Source organism: Streptomyces sp. NPDC101110 (assembly GCF_044759525.1).
Classification (GTDB): Bacteria; Actinomycetota; Actinomycetes; order Streptomycetales; family Streptomycetaceae; genus Streptomyces.
On sequence record NZ_JBIVZM010000011.1, the window covers coordinates 255,678 to 271,165 of the forward strand.

General features: G+C 70.2%; 12 protein-coding genes. 6 read left to right on the plus strand and 6 right to left on the minus strand.

Annotated features, from left to right (window positions below; all coding sequences use genetic code 11):
* Positions 1-2: 2 nt before the first annotated feature.
* From ACIQU3_RS25715 to ACIQU3_RS25730, 4 genes are all read left to right on the plus strand, one after another.
* On the plus strand, positions 3-1,484 hold the full coding sequence (locus ACIQU3_RS25715) for a glycosyltransferase family 2 protein (protein WP_403738543.1): 1,482 nt from the start codon (positions 3-5) through the stop codon (positions 1,482-1,484).
* Positions 1,481-3,583, plus strand: a complete 2,103-nt coding sequence (locus tag ACIQU3_RS25720; RefSeq protein WP_403927927.1) for an ATP-binding protein — start codon at positions 1,481-1,483, stop codon at positions 3,581-3,583. The genes ACIQU3_RS25715 and ACIQU3_RS25720 overlap by 4 nt, the downstream gene beginning before the upstream one ends.
* 348 nt (positions 3,584-3,931) lie before the next feature.
* Complete coding sequence (locus tag ACIQU3_RS25725; protein ID WP_403927929.1) at positions 3,932-6,727, plus strand: response regulator; 2,796 nt, start codon at positions 3,932-3,934, stop codon at positions 6,725-6,727.
* 58 nt (positions 6,728-6,785) lie between these two features.
* A complete protein-coding gene (locus tag ACIQU3_RS25730; protein ID WP_403738553.1) occupies positions 6,786-8,327 on the plus strand; it encodes a diguanylate cyclase domain-containing protein in 1,542 nt (513 codons plus the stop codon).
* Positions 8,328-8,418: 91 nt separating this feature from the next.
* Here the strand turns inward: ACIQU3_RS25730 and adh are convergent, their stop codons facing one another.
* Together adh and ACIQU3_RS25740 are read right to left on the minus strand one after the other, a co-directional pair.
* Entirely contained in the window at positions 8,419-9,936 is a 1,518-nt protein-coding gene (gene adh / locus ACIQU3_RS25735) for an aldehyde dehydrogenase (RefSeq protein ID WP_403738556.1), read from the minus strand.
* Positions 9,937-10,031: 95 nt separating this feature from the next.
* On the minus strand, positions 10,032-11,255 hold the full coding sequence (locus ACIQU3_RS25740; protein ID WP_403927932.1) for a GAF domain-containing protein: 1,224 nt from the start codon (positions 11,253-11,255) through the stop codon (positions 10,032-10,034).
* A 230-nt stretch (positions 11,256-11,485) separates the two neighbouring features.
* Here ACIQU3_RS25740 and ACIQU3_RS25745 point away from each other — a divergent pair, with 230 nt between their 5' ends.
* Entirely contained in the window at positions 11,486-11,914 is a 429-nt protein-coding gene (locus ACIQU3_RS25745) for a hypothetical protein (RefSeq protein ID WP_403927935.1), read from the plus strand.
* On the opposite strand, the gene ACIQU3_RS25750 is transcribed toward ACIQU3_RS25745, so the two are convergent.
* The 3 genes from ACIQU3_RS25750 to ACIQU3_RS25760 form a co-directional block, all read right to left on the minus strand.
* On the minus strand, positions 11,880-12,368 hold the full coding sequence (locus tag ACIQU3_RS25750; protein WP_366718527.1) for a hypothetical protein: 489 nt from the start codon (positions 12,366-12,368) through the stop codon (positions 11,880-11,882). The two genes, ACIQU3_RS25745 and ACIQU3_RS25750, sit on opposite strands and share 35 nt — an antisense overlap.
* 232 nt (positions 12,369-12,600) lie before the next feature.
* The gene (locus ACIQU3_RS25755) at positions 12,601-12,738 is read right to left on the minus strand and encodes a hypothetical protein (protein ID WP_403927938.1); all 138 of its coding nucleotides are present in this window, start codon (positions 12,736-12,738) and stop codon (positions 12,601-12,603) included.
* 515 nt (positions 12,739-13,253) lie between these two features.
* Entirely contained in the window at positions 13,254-13,637 is a 384-nt protein-coding gene (locus ACIQU3_RS25760) for a DUF5997 family protein (protein ID WP_403927941.1), read from the minus strand.
* Positions 13,638-13,695: 58 nt separating this feature from the next.
* Here ACIQU3_RS25760 and ACIQU3_RS25765 point away from each other — a divergent pair, with 58 nt between their 5' ends.
* Positions 13,696-14,493, plus strand: coding sequence for a LysR family substrate-binding domain-containing protein (locus ACIQU3_RS25765; RefSeq protein WP_403927943.1), 798 nt, complete (start codon positions 13,696-13,698; stop codon positions 14,491-14,493).
* A 177-nt stretch (positions 14,494-14,670) separates the two neighbouring features.
* Here the strand turns inward: ACIQU3_RS25765 and ACIQU3_RS25770 are convergent, their stop codons facing one another.
* Positions 14,671-15,438 (minus strand): DUF4142 domain-containing protein, encoded by a 768-nt coding sequence (locus ACIQU3_RS25770; protein WP_403738573.1) that lies wholly within the window; start codon positions 15,436-15,438, stop codon positions 14,671-14,673.
* Positions 15,439-15,488 lie beyond the last annotated feature (50 nt).

Sequence of the window (15,488 nt, forward strand, 5' to 3'; positions counted from 1 at the left end):
GCGTGGCGGCCGGAGAACCGTGGGCGTCGCTGCTGGGCGCGGTGCACACCCTGATCACCGTGTGCGACAGCGTGGTGATCGTGTACTTCCTGGCCATCAACACCAGTTATCTGGTGCTGATCCTCATCGCCCTCGGGGAGTTCGTCAGAACACTGCGCCGGGCTCCCTTCGCAGGCCACGACGAGGCCGCCACCAGCCCCCTCACCCCACCCGTTTCCGTGATCATGCCCGCGCACAACGAAGCGGCCGGCATCGCCGAAGCGGTACGGGCCATGCTGTTGCTGCGCTACCCGGAATTCGAGGTGGTCGTCGTCGACGACGGCTCCACCGACGGCACGCTGGAGGCCCTGCGGGAAGCCTTCGACCTCGCCGAGGTGGAGTACGTGGTGCACGACGACATCCCCGTACGCGGCAGGGTCACCTCCGTCCATCTGCCCAGGGGCGGCCCGGTGCGCCTCGTGGTGGCCCGCAAGGAAAACGGCGGCAAGGCCGACGCGCTCAACGTCGGCATCAACCTGGCGCGCTACCCGCTGGTGTGCATGGTGGACGCCGACTCGATCCTCGACTCCCAGGCGCTGCTCGCGGTGGCCAAACCGTTCTGCGACGATCCGCAGCGGGTGGTCGCCTCCGGCGGCGTGGTCGGGCTCGCCAACGGCTGCACCGTCGTGGCGGGACGTGTGGTCGAGGCGCGAGTGCCGCCGGACCTGCTCGGACGCGTTCAGGTCGTCGAATACCTTCGCGCGTTCCTGCTCGGCCGCACCGGGTGGTCCAAGCTCGGCAGCCTGCTGATCATCGCCGGGGCCTTCGGTCTCTTCCGCAAGGACGCGGTCGTGGCGGTCGGCGGAATGGACCCGGACTGCATCGGCGAGGACGCGGAACTGGTCATCCGCCTCCACAAGCACATGCGCGAGCAGGGCCGTGACTACCGCATCGTCTTCGTCGCCGAGCCGATCTCCTGGAGCGAGGCGCCCTCGCAGCGCAAGGTCCTCGCCCACCAGCGGCGGCGCTGGCACCGCGGCCTGACGGAGATTCTTCTCAAGCACCGCCGCATGATCGGTAACCCCCGCTACGGCCGGATCGGTCTGCTGGCGCTGCCCTTCTACGTGGTCTTCGAACTGCTGGCCCCGCTGGTGGAGCTCGCGGGGCTCGTCCTCGTGCCCCTGGGCGTACTGATGGGCGCGGTGAACGCGGACTTCCTGTGGCGCTTCCTGGTCGTCGCCTACGTCTACGCCATCGTCGTCGGCATGGTGTCGGTCGCGGTGGAGGAGTACGCCTTCCACCGGTTCACGCGCTGGCGGGACGTCTGGGGAGGCATCGTCGGGGTGGTGGCCGAGAACATCGGATACCGCCAGATGACAGCGTGGTGGCGGCTGCGCGGCATGTGGGACGGGTTCCGCAAGTCTCCCCAGGTGTGGGGCGCCATGACCCGGGCCGGGTTCGACTCTCCCGCCCCGGTGAGGGAGAAAGGAGGTGATCGCGCATGAGCCGTCCCTCCGGACGGGGCGCCGGCCGGGTGGCGCACCGGCTCGCCCTCGCATTCGGACTGCTGATCCTGCTGATCACCCTGTGCGGGGCCAGCACGCTGATCGGCGCACTGGTGCTGGAACGCCAGCGCGACCGGATCATCGACCGGGTGCTCCCCGCCCAGGACGACAACGTGCGCCTGCTCAACGCGGGTGTCAGCGCGCAGCGTTCGATGCGGGGCTACCTGGTCACGGGCGACCGGAGTGAGCTCGCCGACTTCCGTGCGGCCCGGGAGAGCATTGCGTCGATCAGCGCCGCCGTCCGTGCGCACGAGGTCCTGGACGACGACGATCTCACGACGCAGCAGCGGCAGATCGAGGCGTATCTGCGCATAGCGGACGACCAGGCGAAGAGCACCCCGGGAAGCGCGCGGGCCGTCACGCTCACCCGTGAGGCCTCCCGGCGTTTCAACGCGTTCGAGGTGACCAACGCTCGCCTGGACGACCAGATGAGCGAAGAAGAGCAGCGTCTGGAGGACCGCGCCAACACCGCGATCAGGGCGGGCATCGCCGCGTTCGGCACCGCCCTGGTCGCGGCCCTCGCGCTGGCCGTGTACACGTCGGTGCGTACCACGCGGGCCCTGACCGGGCCGCTGCGGAGAACCGAGCGGACGCTCGGCCGGCTCACCGCCGGCGACCACGCGGCACGCGCCGAGGTGACGGGGCCGGAGGAGATCCGGGCGGTGGCGCGGTCCGTCAACCTGCTCGCGGACGAAAGGGACCGGCTGCGCACGGTCGAACAGGAACGGCAGCGACTGTCGACGGCCGCGAAGGAGACCGGCATCCGGATCCGGGACCGCCTCGACGTCGGCTACGTCCTGGACGAGGCGTGCACCGGCATCGGCGAGGTCCTCGCCGCAGACTACGTCTTCATCCTGCTCGCCGAGGACGGTGGCTCCGGATTTCCCCTGGCCCGGGTGTGGTCCGCGGAGCGGGGCCTGCTGTCCGACGGCGAGCGAGGGGGCATCCCGACGATCCCGGCCGACGTGGTCCGCGACCACTACCGGCGGGGAACGCCCTGGCTGGTCACCGACCTGTCCCAGTACGTGTCGGACACCACACCCATCCCGGGTGCCCCCGGCTCCTTCGGGAAGACCGGTATGCCGGCGGGCAACCGCACCGCCGCGGCGGCGCTGGGGCTGGACTCGGCAGTGATCATCCCCATCGGGGTGGGGGAGGAGCCGATCGGCGCCGTGTCCGTGGCCCGCACCAGCACAGACCGCCCCTGGCGTCCGGTGGACGTCGAGTTCGCCGAGTCCATGGCAGGCGGCATCGGCCGGGCGCTGCACACCGCCCTTCTTTACGAGAAGGAGTCGGGACTGGTGGACAAACTGCGCGCCCTGGACAAGGCCAAGAGTGACTTCCTGTCCACCGTCTCCCATGAGCTGCGCACCCCGCTGACCAGCATCGTGGGATACATCGAGCTGCTGAAGGACGAGGACGGCGATCCGCTCTCCCCGTCCCAGTTGCGCATGCTGGACGTCGTGGACCGCAACGCCAACCGGCTGCGGGCGCTGATCGAGGACCTGCTCACGCTCTCCAGGATCGAGTCGGGGGCGTTCACCTCCCGGAAGGCACCGATCGACCTGCGGCAGCTGGTCGTCTCGGCGGCCGACGCGATCAAACCGGCCGCCGAGGCCGCCTCGGTCAGACTGGAGACGTGCTGCCCCGAGCAGCCGCTGGTGCTCGATGCGGACGGGGAACAACTCGACCGGGTCCTGATGAACCTGCTGTCCAACGCGGTGAAGTTCACCCAGGGCGGCGGGAAGGTCAGCGTACGAGCGGACGCGCAGGACGGGGAGGCGGTCCTGAGCGTGAGCGACACGGGCATCGGCATCCCCGCGGCCGAGCAGGAGAAGCTCTTCAAGCGGTTCTTCCGCGCCTCGAACGCCACCGAGCAGGCCATCCCGGGAACCGGTCTGGGCCTGACCATCGTGCACACGATCGTGGCGAACCACGGCGGCCGAACGCAGGTGCGCTCCGAAGAGGGCCGGGGTACCACGATCACCACGTGGCTGCCGCTCGCCGGTCGTACGGACGGTGCGGCGGGCTCCTCCTGAACGGCGCTGCCGGCCGCGGGCGGCGTATGCATGGGGGAACGTGAGCCGCTCCAAACGGACTTCGGGGCCGGCCCGAGGATTGAGGGGGCGTCAGAACACTGTCCCGGGAGGCGAAGACAGGCGGGCCCCGGTGACCGCTCACCCTGGGTACAGCAGGCCGATCGTAGCCCGTTCAACCTCTGAATGCCCGATTTGCGATCTTCTGTGCTTCATTCTTTGCTGGAAAGGTCCGACGAGCGGATCGCTTGATCGCCGTCATCGCACGCGCCGCACCGAAACCGTCGCGACCGGTCTGTTCGAAGGTCCCGGCCACGCTTCGTAGTCGCGCCTGACACGTGGAGGCGGACGATGGAACCGGAGTCGACACCCACGCCGAGACAGTACGCGGCGGACGACGAGGAGCGGTTTCGGCTGCTTCTCAAGAACTCCCCGGACATGGTCTTCCGCCGGACGTTGGATGGCGTCTACCAGGAGGTGTCCGCCGCGGGGCAGGAACTGCTGGGCCGTCCGGCCGAGGAGATCGTGGGGACCTCGGTCAAGTCCTGGGTCCACCCGGCCGATGCGGAGGAATTCGAGTGGGCCGAGCGCGATCTGCTCCGCGACGGCCGGGTGGCGGTGTGCCTGCGTCTGAGGCATGCCGACCGGCACTCGATGTGGACGGAGACGACGTGCTGGGTGGTGCGGGACCCCTCGGGCGAGCCACTCGAAGTGCGCGGGTTCATCCGTGAGGCGGAAGGGCAGCGGCGCAGGGAGGAAGCGCTGCGGCTGTTGCAGGACCAGGCACGCTCGGTCATCGAGACCGCCCGGGACGCCTTCGTCTCCATCGACGAGGACGGCCTGGTCATCGACTGGAACCACAGCGCTGAGAAGCTGTTCGGATTCAGCCACCACGAGGCGATGGGGCGTCCGCTGACGGACACGATCATCCCCGAGCGGTACCACGCCGCGCACCGGGCCGGACTGCAACGGGTGCTGGCCGGCGGAGAGTCCCATGTGCTGGGTGGGCAGGTCGAGCTCACCGCCCGTCACCACGACGGTCACGAGATCCCGATCGAACTGGCCGTGTGGAGGCTGAAGTCGGCGAAGGCGCGCTGCTTCAACGCCTTCATCCGGGACATCAGCGAGCGCAAGCACGCGGAAGCCGCTCTGGCGGAGGCCCGCGACCAGGCGATCGCCGCGTCCCAGGCGAAGTCGCAGTTCGTGGCCTCCATGAGCCACGAGATCCGCACCCCCATGAACGGCGTCATCGGGCTGAGCGAGCTGCTGCTGGGCACCGAACAGAATGCCGAGCAGCGGCGCTACACCGAGGGCATCCATGCCGCCGGCACGGCGCTGCTGACACTGATCAACGACATCCTCGACTTCTCCAAGCTGGAAGCCGGCAAGCTCGAGCTGGACGAGGTCCCCTTCAGCCCGCAGGTGCTGGTGGAGGAGGTCGTCTCGCTGGTGGCGCAGACCGCGCAGGCCGAGGGTCTGGAACTGCTCAGCGACTGCCACCCCGACCTGCCCGCGATGGTTCTCGCGGACTCCGGCCGGCTGCGGCAGATCCTGCTCAATCTGGCGTCCAACGCGGTGAAGTTCACCGAGTCCGGCGAGGTCGTGCTCCGTGTCAGCCCGGCACCGGCCAGGCCACCCGCAGAGCAGGCGCCATGGCTGCGGTTCGAGGTGGCCGACACCGGCATCGGCATCGCCGCGGCCGATCAGGAGCGGATGTTCGACGCCTTCTCCCAGGCCGACGCCTCCACCACCCGCCGCTACGGCGGCACCGGTCTGGGGCTGGCCATCTGCCGCAGGATCACCGAGGCCATGGGGGGATCCATCGGCGTCACCAGCCGGCCCGGCCACGGCAGCACCTTCTCCTTCTGCGTGCCGGTTCGCGCCCCCGACGCCCCCGAACCGCCACCGGTCCCGCCGCACCCCGACATCCTTCGCGGGATGCGGGTCCTCGTCGTCGACGACAACGACACCAACCGGCTGATCCTCGACGCGCAGCTGCGCAGATGGCACATCGGGCCGACCATGGTCGCCGGTGGCCCCCAGGCCCTGGTGGCCCTGCACGAGGCGGAGGCCGCGGGCCGTCCCTTCACCCTTGCCATCATCGACATGTATATGCCCGACATGGACGGGCTGGAACTCGCCCGGCGCATCACCACCGACCAGAACTTCGCCCGCGTCCATCTGCTGCTCCTCACCTCCGGCCCCCAGCCGCCCGCCGCCGAGCTGCATGCGGCCGGCATCGCCCGCAGCCTGTCCAAGCCCGTCCATCAATCCCAACTCCTGGACGCCCTGGTCGAACTCGCCACCCGGACATCGCCGGTGGCCACGACGGCTCCGGCAGTGCAGACTCCCACCGCCACCGCGCCCCAGCACACTCACCGGGGCCATCTCCTGCTGGTCGAGGACAACGAGATCAACCAGATGGTGGCCCAGGGACTGCTCACCCGGCTCGGTTACAGCACGGACATCGCCGCCGACGGCGCCCAAGCCCTGCTCATGACTCAAGAGCACAGCTATCAGGCCGTGCTGATGGACTGTCAGATGCCTCGGATGGACGGCTACACCGCCACCCGTGAACTGCGCCGCCGGGAAGGGGACCACGGGCACCTGCCGGTGATCGCCATGACCGCCGGTGCCCTCGCCGAGGACCGGGACCGGTGCCTGGCCGCGGGCATGGACGACTACGTCTCCAAACCCGTCAACGCCGACGAGCTGGAACAGGCACTCGCGCGCTGGGTCCACCCCACCCCCCCACGGGCGGGCAGCGACGACCTGCGGACCTCCATCGAGCAGCGACTGGACGAACTGCGCGGTGCCGGCACCCCGGCCGAGCACCAACTGGTCGACAGGCTGGTGGACCACTTCCTCGTCCGGGCCCCCGAGATGACCAGCGCGCTCTTCCACGCGCTCGGCCGCCACGACGCGCAGGAGATCGCGGACCAGGCCCACAGCCTCAGAGGCGCCGCGGGGAACATCGGCGCCGTGGGCCTCGCCGCCTGCTGCCAGGAGCTGGAAGAGCACGCGCGGTCCGGAGAGCCTGCCTCACTGGCCGAGACCGCTCCCCGACTCCAGGACGAACTCGACCGGACTTGTCGCGCCCTCGACACAGTGCGCTCCCACCACCCTCCAGGCCACGAACCCGGCTGACGAGCCGCTCGGATATCGCCCCCCTGGCGGGCGTACGTGCCGGAGGGAAGGAGAGCCTGTGGGCAAGCTTCAAGTCCTGTTGCCCGTCCGCCGTGACGCGACGGCCTGGATGTATGCGGCAGCAGGGGCCGTGCTGATCACCGTCTATCTGGTCACCTCCTCCACGGCGCGCTACATGCTGCCCGTACTGATCGCCGCCTCGGTCGTCTTCGCGATCGCATGGGGAGTGATCAGGAACAGGCCGCCATCCATCCTTCCCTGGCTCCTCTTCGCCGCGGCCATGGCACCGTTCGCGGCCGCGGACGCGATCTGGGGCCTCTACCAGGTCCGCGACGCGGAGGTTCCGTTCCCGGGTGTGGCCGACCTCCTCTACCTGGGCAGCTACCTGTTGTTCGCCGCGGGGCTGGTGACGTTGGCCCGGCAGCACACCGGCCGTCTGCACTGGGCGGGGTGGCTCGACGCGGGAATCGTCACGCTGGGGTTCGCAATCCTGGCGTGGGCGTTCATCATCGCCCCCTACCTGCGCAGCGAGCTGTCGGCGTGGCAGCTCGTGGTGTCGGTGGCCTATCCCGTCGCCGACCTGGTGCTGTTGTGCGTGGCCGCACGGTTGATGCTCACCACCGGCAAACGCACCCCCTCGATTCTCCTGTGCAGCGGATGGCTGCTGGTCCTCCTCGCCGCCGACGGTCTCTACTACGGAACGATGGCCACGACCGGGACCGCGATCGCGGAGGACGTGTCCGAAGTGGGCTGGATGGTGTCGTCCCTCCTGCTGGGGATTGCGGCGCTGCACCCGTCCGCCGGCTGGCCGGCGAACCTGTCGGACGGCAAGGAAAGGATGCCCCGGAAGCGACTGTCGATCCTGATCGCGCTCATCCTGGTGGGGCCGTTGATCGTGCTGGCCAACGTCGGGGGCATCCGGGGCCAGCCCGCGAACATCACGGTGATCGTCGGCATGCTGGCGACCCTTTCACTGCTGCTGGTGCTGCGCATCGCGTTCCTGGCCCAGTACGCCCAGAGCAGGGCCACCGAAGCCCGGACACAGGCCGAGTACCTCGCAGCATCACTGCGGGAACAGGAAGAGCTCCAGAAGCAGCTGAGCCACCAGGCGACCCACGACCCGCTGACGGGGCTGGCCAACAGGGCGCTGCTGAACCAGCGTCTCGAGTCCGCTCTCAGCCGGTGCACCGCATCGTGCCCCGCCGCGCTGCTGATGCTCGACCTCGACGGCTTCAAGGAGGTCAACGACACCCTGGGCCACCCGTCCGGCGACGAACTGCTCGTCGACGTCGCCCGGCGGCTGACCACCAGGGTCCGTGAGCAGGACACGGTCGCCAGGATCGGCGGGGACGAATTCGCCCTCCTCGCCGAAGGCGTGGACGCCGGCACGCTGTACGACTACACCATGCGGATCCTCGACTCCTTCATGGACTCCTTCATCCTCGACCGCGGCCACTCGGTCCGCGTGACGACGAGCATCGGAGCGCGGAGCATCACCAGGCCGACCACCCCGGCCGAAGCGCTGCGGGACGCCGACATCGCCCTGTACCGGGCCAAGACCGCGGGCAAGAACCAGGCCGTGTTGTTCGAGGCCCCGTGACGGTCGCCGCGACGCGGGCCGCGACCGCGCACGGTGTGCACGAGAAGGGCGCCCGCGGGTGTCTGTCCCGTCAGACTCCCTTGCTGCGCGCCTAGAAGAAGCCCAATCGCTTCGCCGAGTACGACACCAGAAGGTTCTTCGTCTGCTGATAGTGGTCGAGCATCATCTTGTGCGTCTCGCGCCCAATCCCCGACTTCTTGTAGCCGCCGAACGCCGCGTGGGCCGGGTACGCGTGGTAGCAGTTGGTCCAGACGCGGCCCGCCTTGATCTCGCGGCCCAGGCGGTAGGCCGCGTTGCCGTCGCGGGTCCAGACGCCGGCTCCGAGGCCGTACAGCGTGTCGTTGGCGATCTTCAGGGCCTCGTCGACCGAGTCGTACGTCGTGACCGAGACGACCGGACCGAAGATCTCCTCCTGGAAGATCCGCATGTCGTTGGTGCCGCGGAAGATGGTCGGCTCGATGTAGTAGCCGCCCTCCAGGCCCGGCACCGCGCGCGGGCTGCCGCCCGTGACGACCTCGGCGCCCTCCTTCCTGCCGATGTCGAGGTAGGAGAGGATCTTCTCGTACTGGTCGTTGCTCGCCTGCGCGCCGATCATGGTCGCCGGGTCCAGAGGGTCGCCGCCGACGATCGCCCGGGTGCGTTCGACGCAACGGGCCATGAATTCGTCATAGATGGAGGAGGGGATCAGCGCGCGGGAGGGACAGGTGCAGACCTCGCCCTGGTTGAGGGCGAACATCACGAAGCCTTCGATCGCCTTGTCCAGGAAGTCGTCGTCCGCGGCCATGACGTCGGGCAGGAAGATGTTCGGGCTCTTGCCGCCCAGCTCCAGGGTGACCGGGATGATGTTCTCGCTCGCGTACTGCATGATCAGCCGGCCCGTGGACGTCTCCCCGGTGAAAGCCACCTTCGCCACCCGCGGGCTGGACGCCAGCGGCTTGCCGGCCTCCACCCCGAAGCCGTTGACGACGTTGACCACGCCCGGCGGGAGCAGGTCGGCGATCAGGTCGATGACGTAGAGCAGGCTGACCGGAGTCTGCTCGGCCGGTTTGATGACGACACAGTTGCCCGCGGCCAGCGCGGGTGCGAGCTTCCACGTGGCCATGAGGACGGGGAAGTTCCACGGGATGATCTGCCCGACCACACCCAGCGGCTCGTGGAAGTGGTACGCGACGGTGTCGGCGTCGATCTCCGCGATGCTGCCCTCCTGGGCGCGGACGACTCCGGCGAAGTACCGGAAGTGGTCCACGGCCAGCGGGATGTCGGCGGCCAGGGTCTCGCGGACCGGCTTGCCGTTCTCCCAGGTCTCGGCGACCGCGATCTTCTCCAGGTTCTCCTCGATGCGGTCCGCGATCCGGTTCAGGACGTTCGCGCGTTCCGCCGTGGACGTGCGGCCCCACCGGTCGGCGGCCCGGTGCGCGGCGTCCAGGGCGAGCTCGACATCGGCCGCGGTCGAACGGGCGACCTCGCAGAAGGCCTTGCCGGTCACCGGCGTCGGGTTCTCGAAGTAGCGGCCCTCGACCGGCGCCGTCCAGCCGCCGTCGATGAAGTTGTCGTAGCGACGGGCGAAGGAGACGATGCTTCCCTCGGTTCCTGGCTGCGCGTACACCATGGCGGCTCTCCTCGGTGAAGGACGGGGCGGGTTGCGACGTCCCTCACTGTGCTCCCGGGAGGTTGGCGCAAGGTTGGCGCCGCCGGACGCGGACGTCAGTCGCGCAGGGACGCCGTCAGCCGGCCTCTCGCGATCGCGCGGCGCATGTCGTCCGGGCCGAGCAGCCGCAGTGCGTGCTCGTGGACCTCCGCGTCGTACGGGGCCCGTTCGCCGTAGCGCAGGGCGTGGTCCGGGCGGGTGCTCGCCAGCACGGCCTCGCGTACCGCCACGTCGAGACGGGTGCGCCACTCCTCGATGCCGGGGGCCTCGGAGCGCGGCAGGAGCGGGCCGCCGTAGTGGCCCAGAGCGGTGTCCGTGTCGCCCCGCTCCAGCGCGCGCAGGACGTCGGCGGCGTCGCAGGACACGGGTGTGGTGAGGGCGTAGTGGCGGGCCGATATCGCCCCGCCCAGAGCCCGGCGCAGGTGGGAGATCTCCGCCTTGAAGGTGGACGCGGTCACCGGCCGGTCGCCGTACAGTGCCGCGCGCAGCCGTTGCGGTGAGAAGCCCCCGGGTTCGAGGGCGAGGAGGGTGAGGATCTCCAACTGCCGGGGGCGCAGGGGGAGTGGCCGTGTCTCGTGCAGGACCTGCTCGGAGCCCAGGCACGTGATCCGCAGCCGGGCCGGAGGGGACACCTCGGCGGTCAGACGGGCCTCGATCGTCGACACGAGGGTGCGGACGGTGGCCATGGCCAGGGGGTGCGAGCGGTCCCAGGTCGTCGACAGGTCCAGCACGCCGAGGACCCGTCCGTCGCCGCCGCGCACGGGTGCGCAGTAGCAGACCCAGCCGTGCAGGGCCGACACCAGGTGCTCGGCCGAGAAGACGGAGCTGGGGCGGCCGGTCCGCAGGGCGAGGGACAGGGCGTTGGTGCCCATGGCCTGCTCGTCCCAGCGGCCGCCCGGGGCGAAGTTGACCCGCTCGGCCCTGCGGCGCATGGTCGCGCCGCCGCAGGTCCACAGGATGGTGCCCGACTCGTCGGTGACCGCCGTGACGAACCCGGCGTCCTCGGCGATGCTGTGCAGCTCCCCGGCGAGCGCGGAGACCGGCTTGTACAGCGGTGAGGACGTCCAGCGCTGATGCACCCGGCCGCCGTCGGTGACGGGGGCGCTGTCCCGGGCGGGGTCCACGCTGCCCAGTGAACGGGCCCAGGACTCGGTCACCTCGTGGCGCAGCGTCGCGGTGCCGCCGGGCCGCGTGCCCGGCACGCTCAGCCGCGGTACCCAGCGGGACCACTCGTGCTCCAGCACGGCCCTGCGCCGCGTGAGCTCAGGGCGCTGTGACATGGCCTCTCCCTGCCGTCGTACCGGATTCTCGGCGTCAGGTCAGTGTTACCGGAGGTGCCGGTCCCGGTCGAGAATTCCGTCGGACCCGGGTGAGACTGTCTGAACGGGCGAATCCCGATTGGATGTTTGTCCGGTGCCCGGGTTCCGCCGTCCGGGTGACGGGTTCACTCGACCCGACGGACGGGGCTCGGCCCGCGTACCGGCGCCGCGTGGCTCCGCGTTCCCCTGGCATGGACAGCACGGAGACGGCGCGGCGCCTTCCGGGGAACGACGCCGCACCCCGCTCGTACGCCGAACTCACCAGCGGATACGCGGGACATCCGCCGATCTATGCGGCTCTGGTCGCGGAGTGGGAGGCACAGGGCCACACGGTCCCGGATCACCGCGACGGCCAGTGGGTGTCCTTCGCCGCGCCGGCCGAGAGCGAGACCTGGGCCGCGGCCACCACGTGGACCGCCGGCCGTCACATGCGCCCGCCCGCCGGCCGGCATCCGGGTCCGGCCGCTGCGGCCGGCGCCCGCCCGGGCTCCGGCCGCCACCCGGGGACGGCAGCGCCCTCGTCCGGCGCCCGACCCGCGTCCGGCCGGCTCTCCGGGGTGGCGGGGTCGCCGTCCGGCCCCCGTCTCACCAGCCGTCCGTCACCACCGGCTCCGCGCTGACCGGCGCGAGCACCGCGAGGGTTCCGCTGGCCTCTCTCAGGGCCGACTCGAGCGTGACGGCAGTGTGCAGGGCACCGGTACCGTCCGGCGGGACGAGCCACTCCAGCCGTCCGGCGGGCCGGTACGGCGGCGGCACGGCGATCCAGGAGCCCCGGCCCACGTGCCGTACACCGAAACCGACCCACTCGCTGACCGGATCGGGCGGCAGGAAGAACCCCACTCTGCGGGCGGCACAGTCCACCAGGGTGGGGCCGGGCACCTTCAGCGGATCACGCCACAGTATGTCCAGCGCGAGCAGGCCGAGCCGGTCGGGGACGCTGAGCACGTCCCAGTAGCGCCCGGCCTCCACGAGCATCGTCCCCGCGCCGTAGTCCCACTCCCGCTTGCACTCCTGGGGGTCCGTGGCGGCCGCTGCCAGCCACTCGACGGCTTGCTTCCACATGACGCTCTGCATGGCCACCCCAGGCACAGTCGGTGGCGCCGCGGTCGGGCGCGCGCTGGACACGGCCGGTGGCCCGCGGGGTCCGCGTGCCGCCCGGCCGTAGCCATGCTGGTAGATATTTCTACGGGCCGGAAGGGGTGGCGCGGTGTGGCGTTTGGGGCGTCCCGGTCCCGGTCGAAAAGAAGGCAACCGGTGGCACGTCCCGGACAATCGCGATCGACTTCGTATACGTCCCGTACGACTGTCACCAGCGGGGGAGCTTCAGCTCGTACTCCGGCTGGACCCGCCGCATGTAGCCGGTGTCGTCCCGGGCACGCATCCCCGAGTCGACGTACGTCGAGGTCGACCGTGGACGACCAGGACTTGGCGGTGATCTCGTCATGACCGGATATCGAGGCCGGGGTGACGGGCTCGAGCAGCCCCTGGGCCTGGTAACTGCCCATCAGGGCCGTGTCGTTGATCATGACGTCCGGCAGGTCCTTGACGGAGGCGCGGCTCTGGAGCTGCTGGTCGAAGTTCATGACCGGCTGGAAGTCGATCTTGGTGCCGGTCTTCTTGGTGAAGGCCGCGAACACGCGGTCGTAGGTCTTGGCGGACTCCGGATCGCTTCGGGTCCACACCTCCAGGCTGTTCGGGTCACCGGCCCGGGCGCTGCCGGAACCGGAGCCGCAGGCGGCCGTTCCGAACAGGAGCCCCGAGGGTGGTTTCGTTCATATTCATGAACGTGCTTCACGAATCCAAATGATCGGCCAAGCTGAGGATCGCCTCCTCGCCATGTCAAGACATGGCCGAAGGATTTCACCGATGCCACACGACGCCCGGGAACACCGAGGAAACAGCGACGGCCCCCACCGGTTCATCCGGTGAGGGCCGTCCGAAAACGAGGGGGTGCGGCGGTCAGGCCTGACGTTCGGCGTTCTTCTTCTTGATCCGGGCCGTTTCCTTGCGGACCTCCGCCTGAGTGGCGCGTTCCCGCTCAAGCCAGTCGGGGCCCTCCTGCTTCAGTGCCTCGATCTGCTCGGTGGTGAGGGGCTCGGTGACACCGGCGCGGGCGAGACCGGCGATGGAGACGCCGAGCTTCGCGGCGACCACCGGGCGGGGGTGCGGGCCGTTCTGCCGCAACTCCCGCAGCCACTGCGGCGGGTTCGTCTGGAGTTCGTTCAGCTCGGCACGCGAGACGACACCCTCCCGGAACTCGGCGGGTGTGGCCTCGAGGTACACACCCAGTTTCTTCGCCGCGGTCGCGGGCTTCATCGTCTGGGTGCTCTGGTGCGACGTCATGACTCCCAGGGTATCGAGCGTGTGCACGACCCCTGACCACGCCCGGTAACCTGGCGAGGTGACAGGCTCGGATGAAACCCCCTCGTTCCGGCTCGCCTACGTCCCCGGGGTGATGCCCGACAAGTGGGTACGCATCTGGAACGAGCGGCAGCCCGACGTCCCGCTGATCCTCACGCAGGTTCCCGCCGGGGCGGCGGCCGGGCGGCTGCTGGACGGCGAGGCCGACGCGGGTCTCGTCCGTACGCCCGTGGACCGCGAGGTCTTCAGCGCGATCCCCCTCTACACCGAGCAGACGGTCGTCGTGGTGCCGAAGGACCACCTGGTCACGGCCGTCGACGAGGTGACGCCGGACGACCTGGCCGACGACATCGTGCTGCACCCCCTCGACGACGTCGTCGACTGGGAGAGCCTCCCCGGCCGCCCCGCCCTCGAACGGCCGGCCACCACCGCCGACGCCGTGGAACTGGTCGCGGCGGGCATCGGCGTCCTCGCCGTCCCGCTGTCACTGGCCCGCCTGTACCACCGCAAGGACCTCACCCACCGGCCCCTCACGGACGCCCCCGAGTCGAGCGTCGCCCTCGCCTGGCCCGAGGACGCGAAGACGGATCAGGTGGAGGACTTCATCGGCATCGTCCGCGGCCGTACGGTCAACAGCACCCGGGGCCGTCAGCAGCCCCCGGCCGAGGGCAGGTCCACGGACGCGGGCCGGGGCGGCACCCGGCGCAAGCAGGTGCCCGGCAAGTCGGCGGCCGGGAAGTCGGCGTCCGGGAAGTCGGCCGGGGGGAAGCGCACCGGCAAGAGCGGCCGCGGCGGCCCCAAGGGCGAACGGCGCGGCAGGCCCGGCCGCCGCTCGTAGCGCCGGGGGCCGGGCGGTGTGCGTCGTATCCGCGACGGCCGCTGTTCCGGACGCCTGCGCCGGCTGTCGTGCGTGGCGGCCTGGTCAGGGCGGCCAAGGTGCGTGAGGGGTACGGGTCGGCGGACGGACCGCAGACCCGTACCCGTACCCAAGACCCTGATGCGGACCCGTACCCGCTCAGCCGCCGGCCGACGGAGACGGTGCCGGCGCTCCGTAGGACGGATTCGGGGCGACCGTCTGGAAGTCCTTCAGGTCCTCGGGGATCGGCAGGACCCGGACCGGCGCGCCCTGCTGCGGAGGCGGCGGGGTCGTCTGGTCCTGGGGCAGCTTGGGCGGGGCGGTGATCTGGAAGCTGACCTGCTCCTGGTTGATCAGGCCGGTCTTCTCCAGGACCGTGATGTGGTCGAGCACGGTGTCGTTGGTGGTGTCGGCGAGCTCCCGCACGAGGCTGTTCCGGGTGGTCGCCCGGATCTTGGCGATCGTCGGGAAGATGCCCCCGTGCGCGACGCGCATGATGGTGACGGCCGTGGACTCGAACTCCCTGCCGGTGCTGCCCTCGGCCGTCGCCACGAACTGCTGCTGCTGCGGCGACGGCTCGTTCGGCAGGGTGATGCCCAGGTCGGTGGAGATCTTGCGGCAGCCCGCGTCGAGCCGGCCGTGCCCCACGAGCAGGTGCTTGGAGACTTCCTTCATCTCCGGCGAGGTGCTCCGCTCCTTGATCAGCTGACCCAGCGGGTACTCCCACAGTCCGGCCGCGCGCACGCGCACCACGAAGTCGCGGTCCGCCTCGGTCAGCGGACCCCACTGCGTGTTGGCGATGATGCGGTCCTGGCCGGAAGCCGAGTTCTGCACGCCCAGCATGCTGGGGTAGGCGAGCGCGGTGAGCGTAAGGATCAACGCACCGCCCACGAACGCGGTTCCTGCCGTGCTGCGCGAGATGCGCATCGTGCCTCCTGGGATATGAACGGCCCAACACCCAGAGGTACGGACGCCGG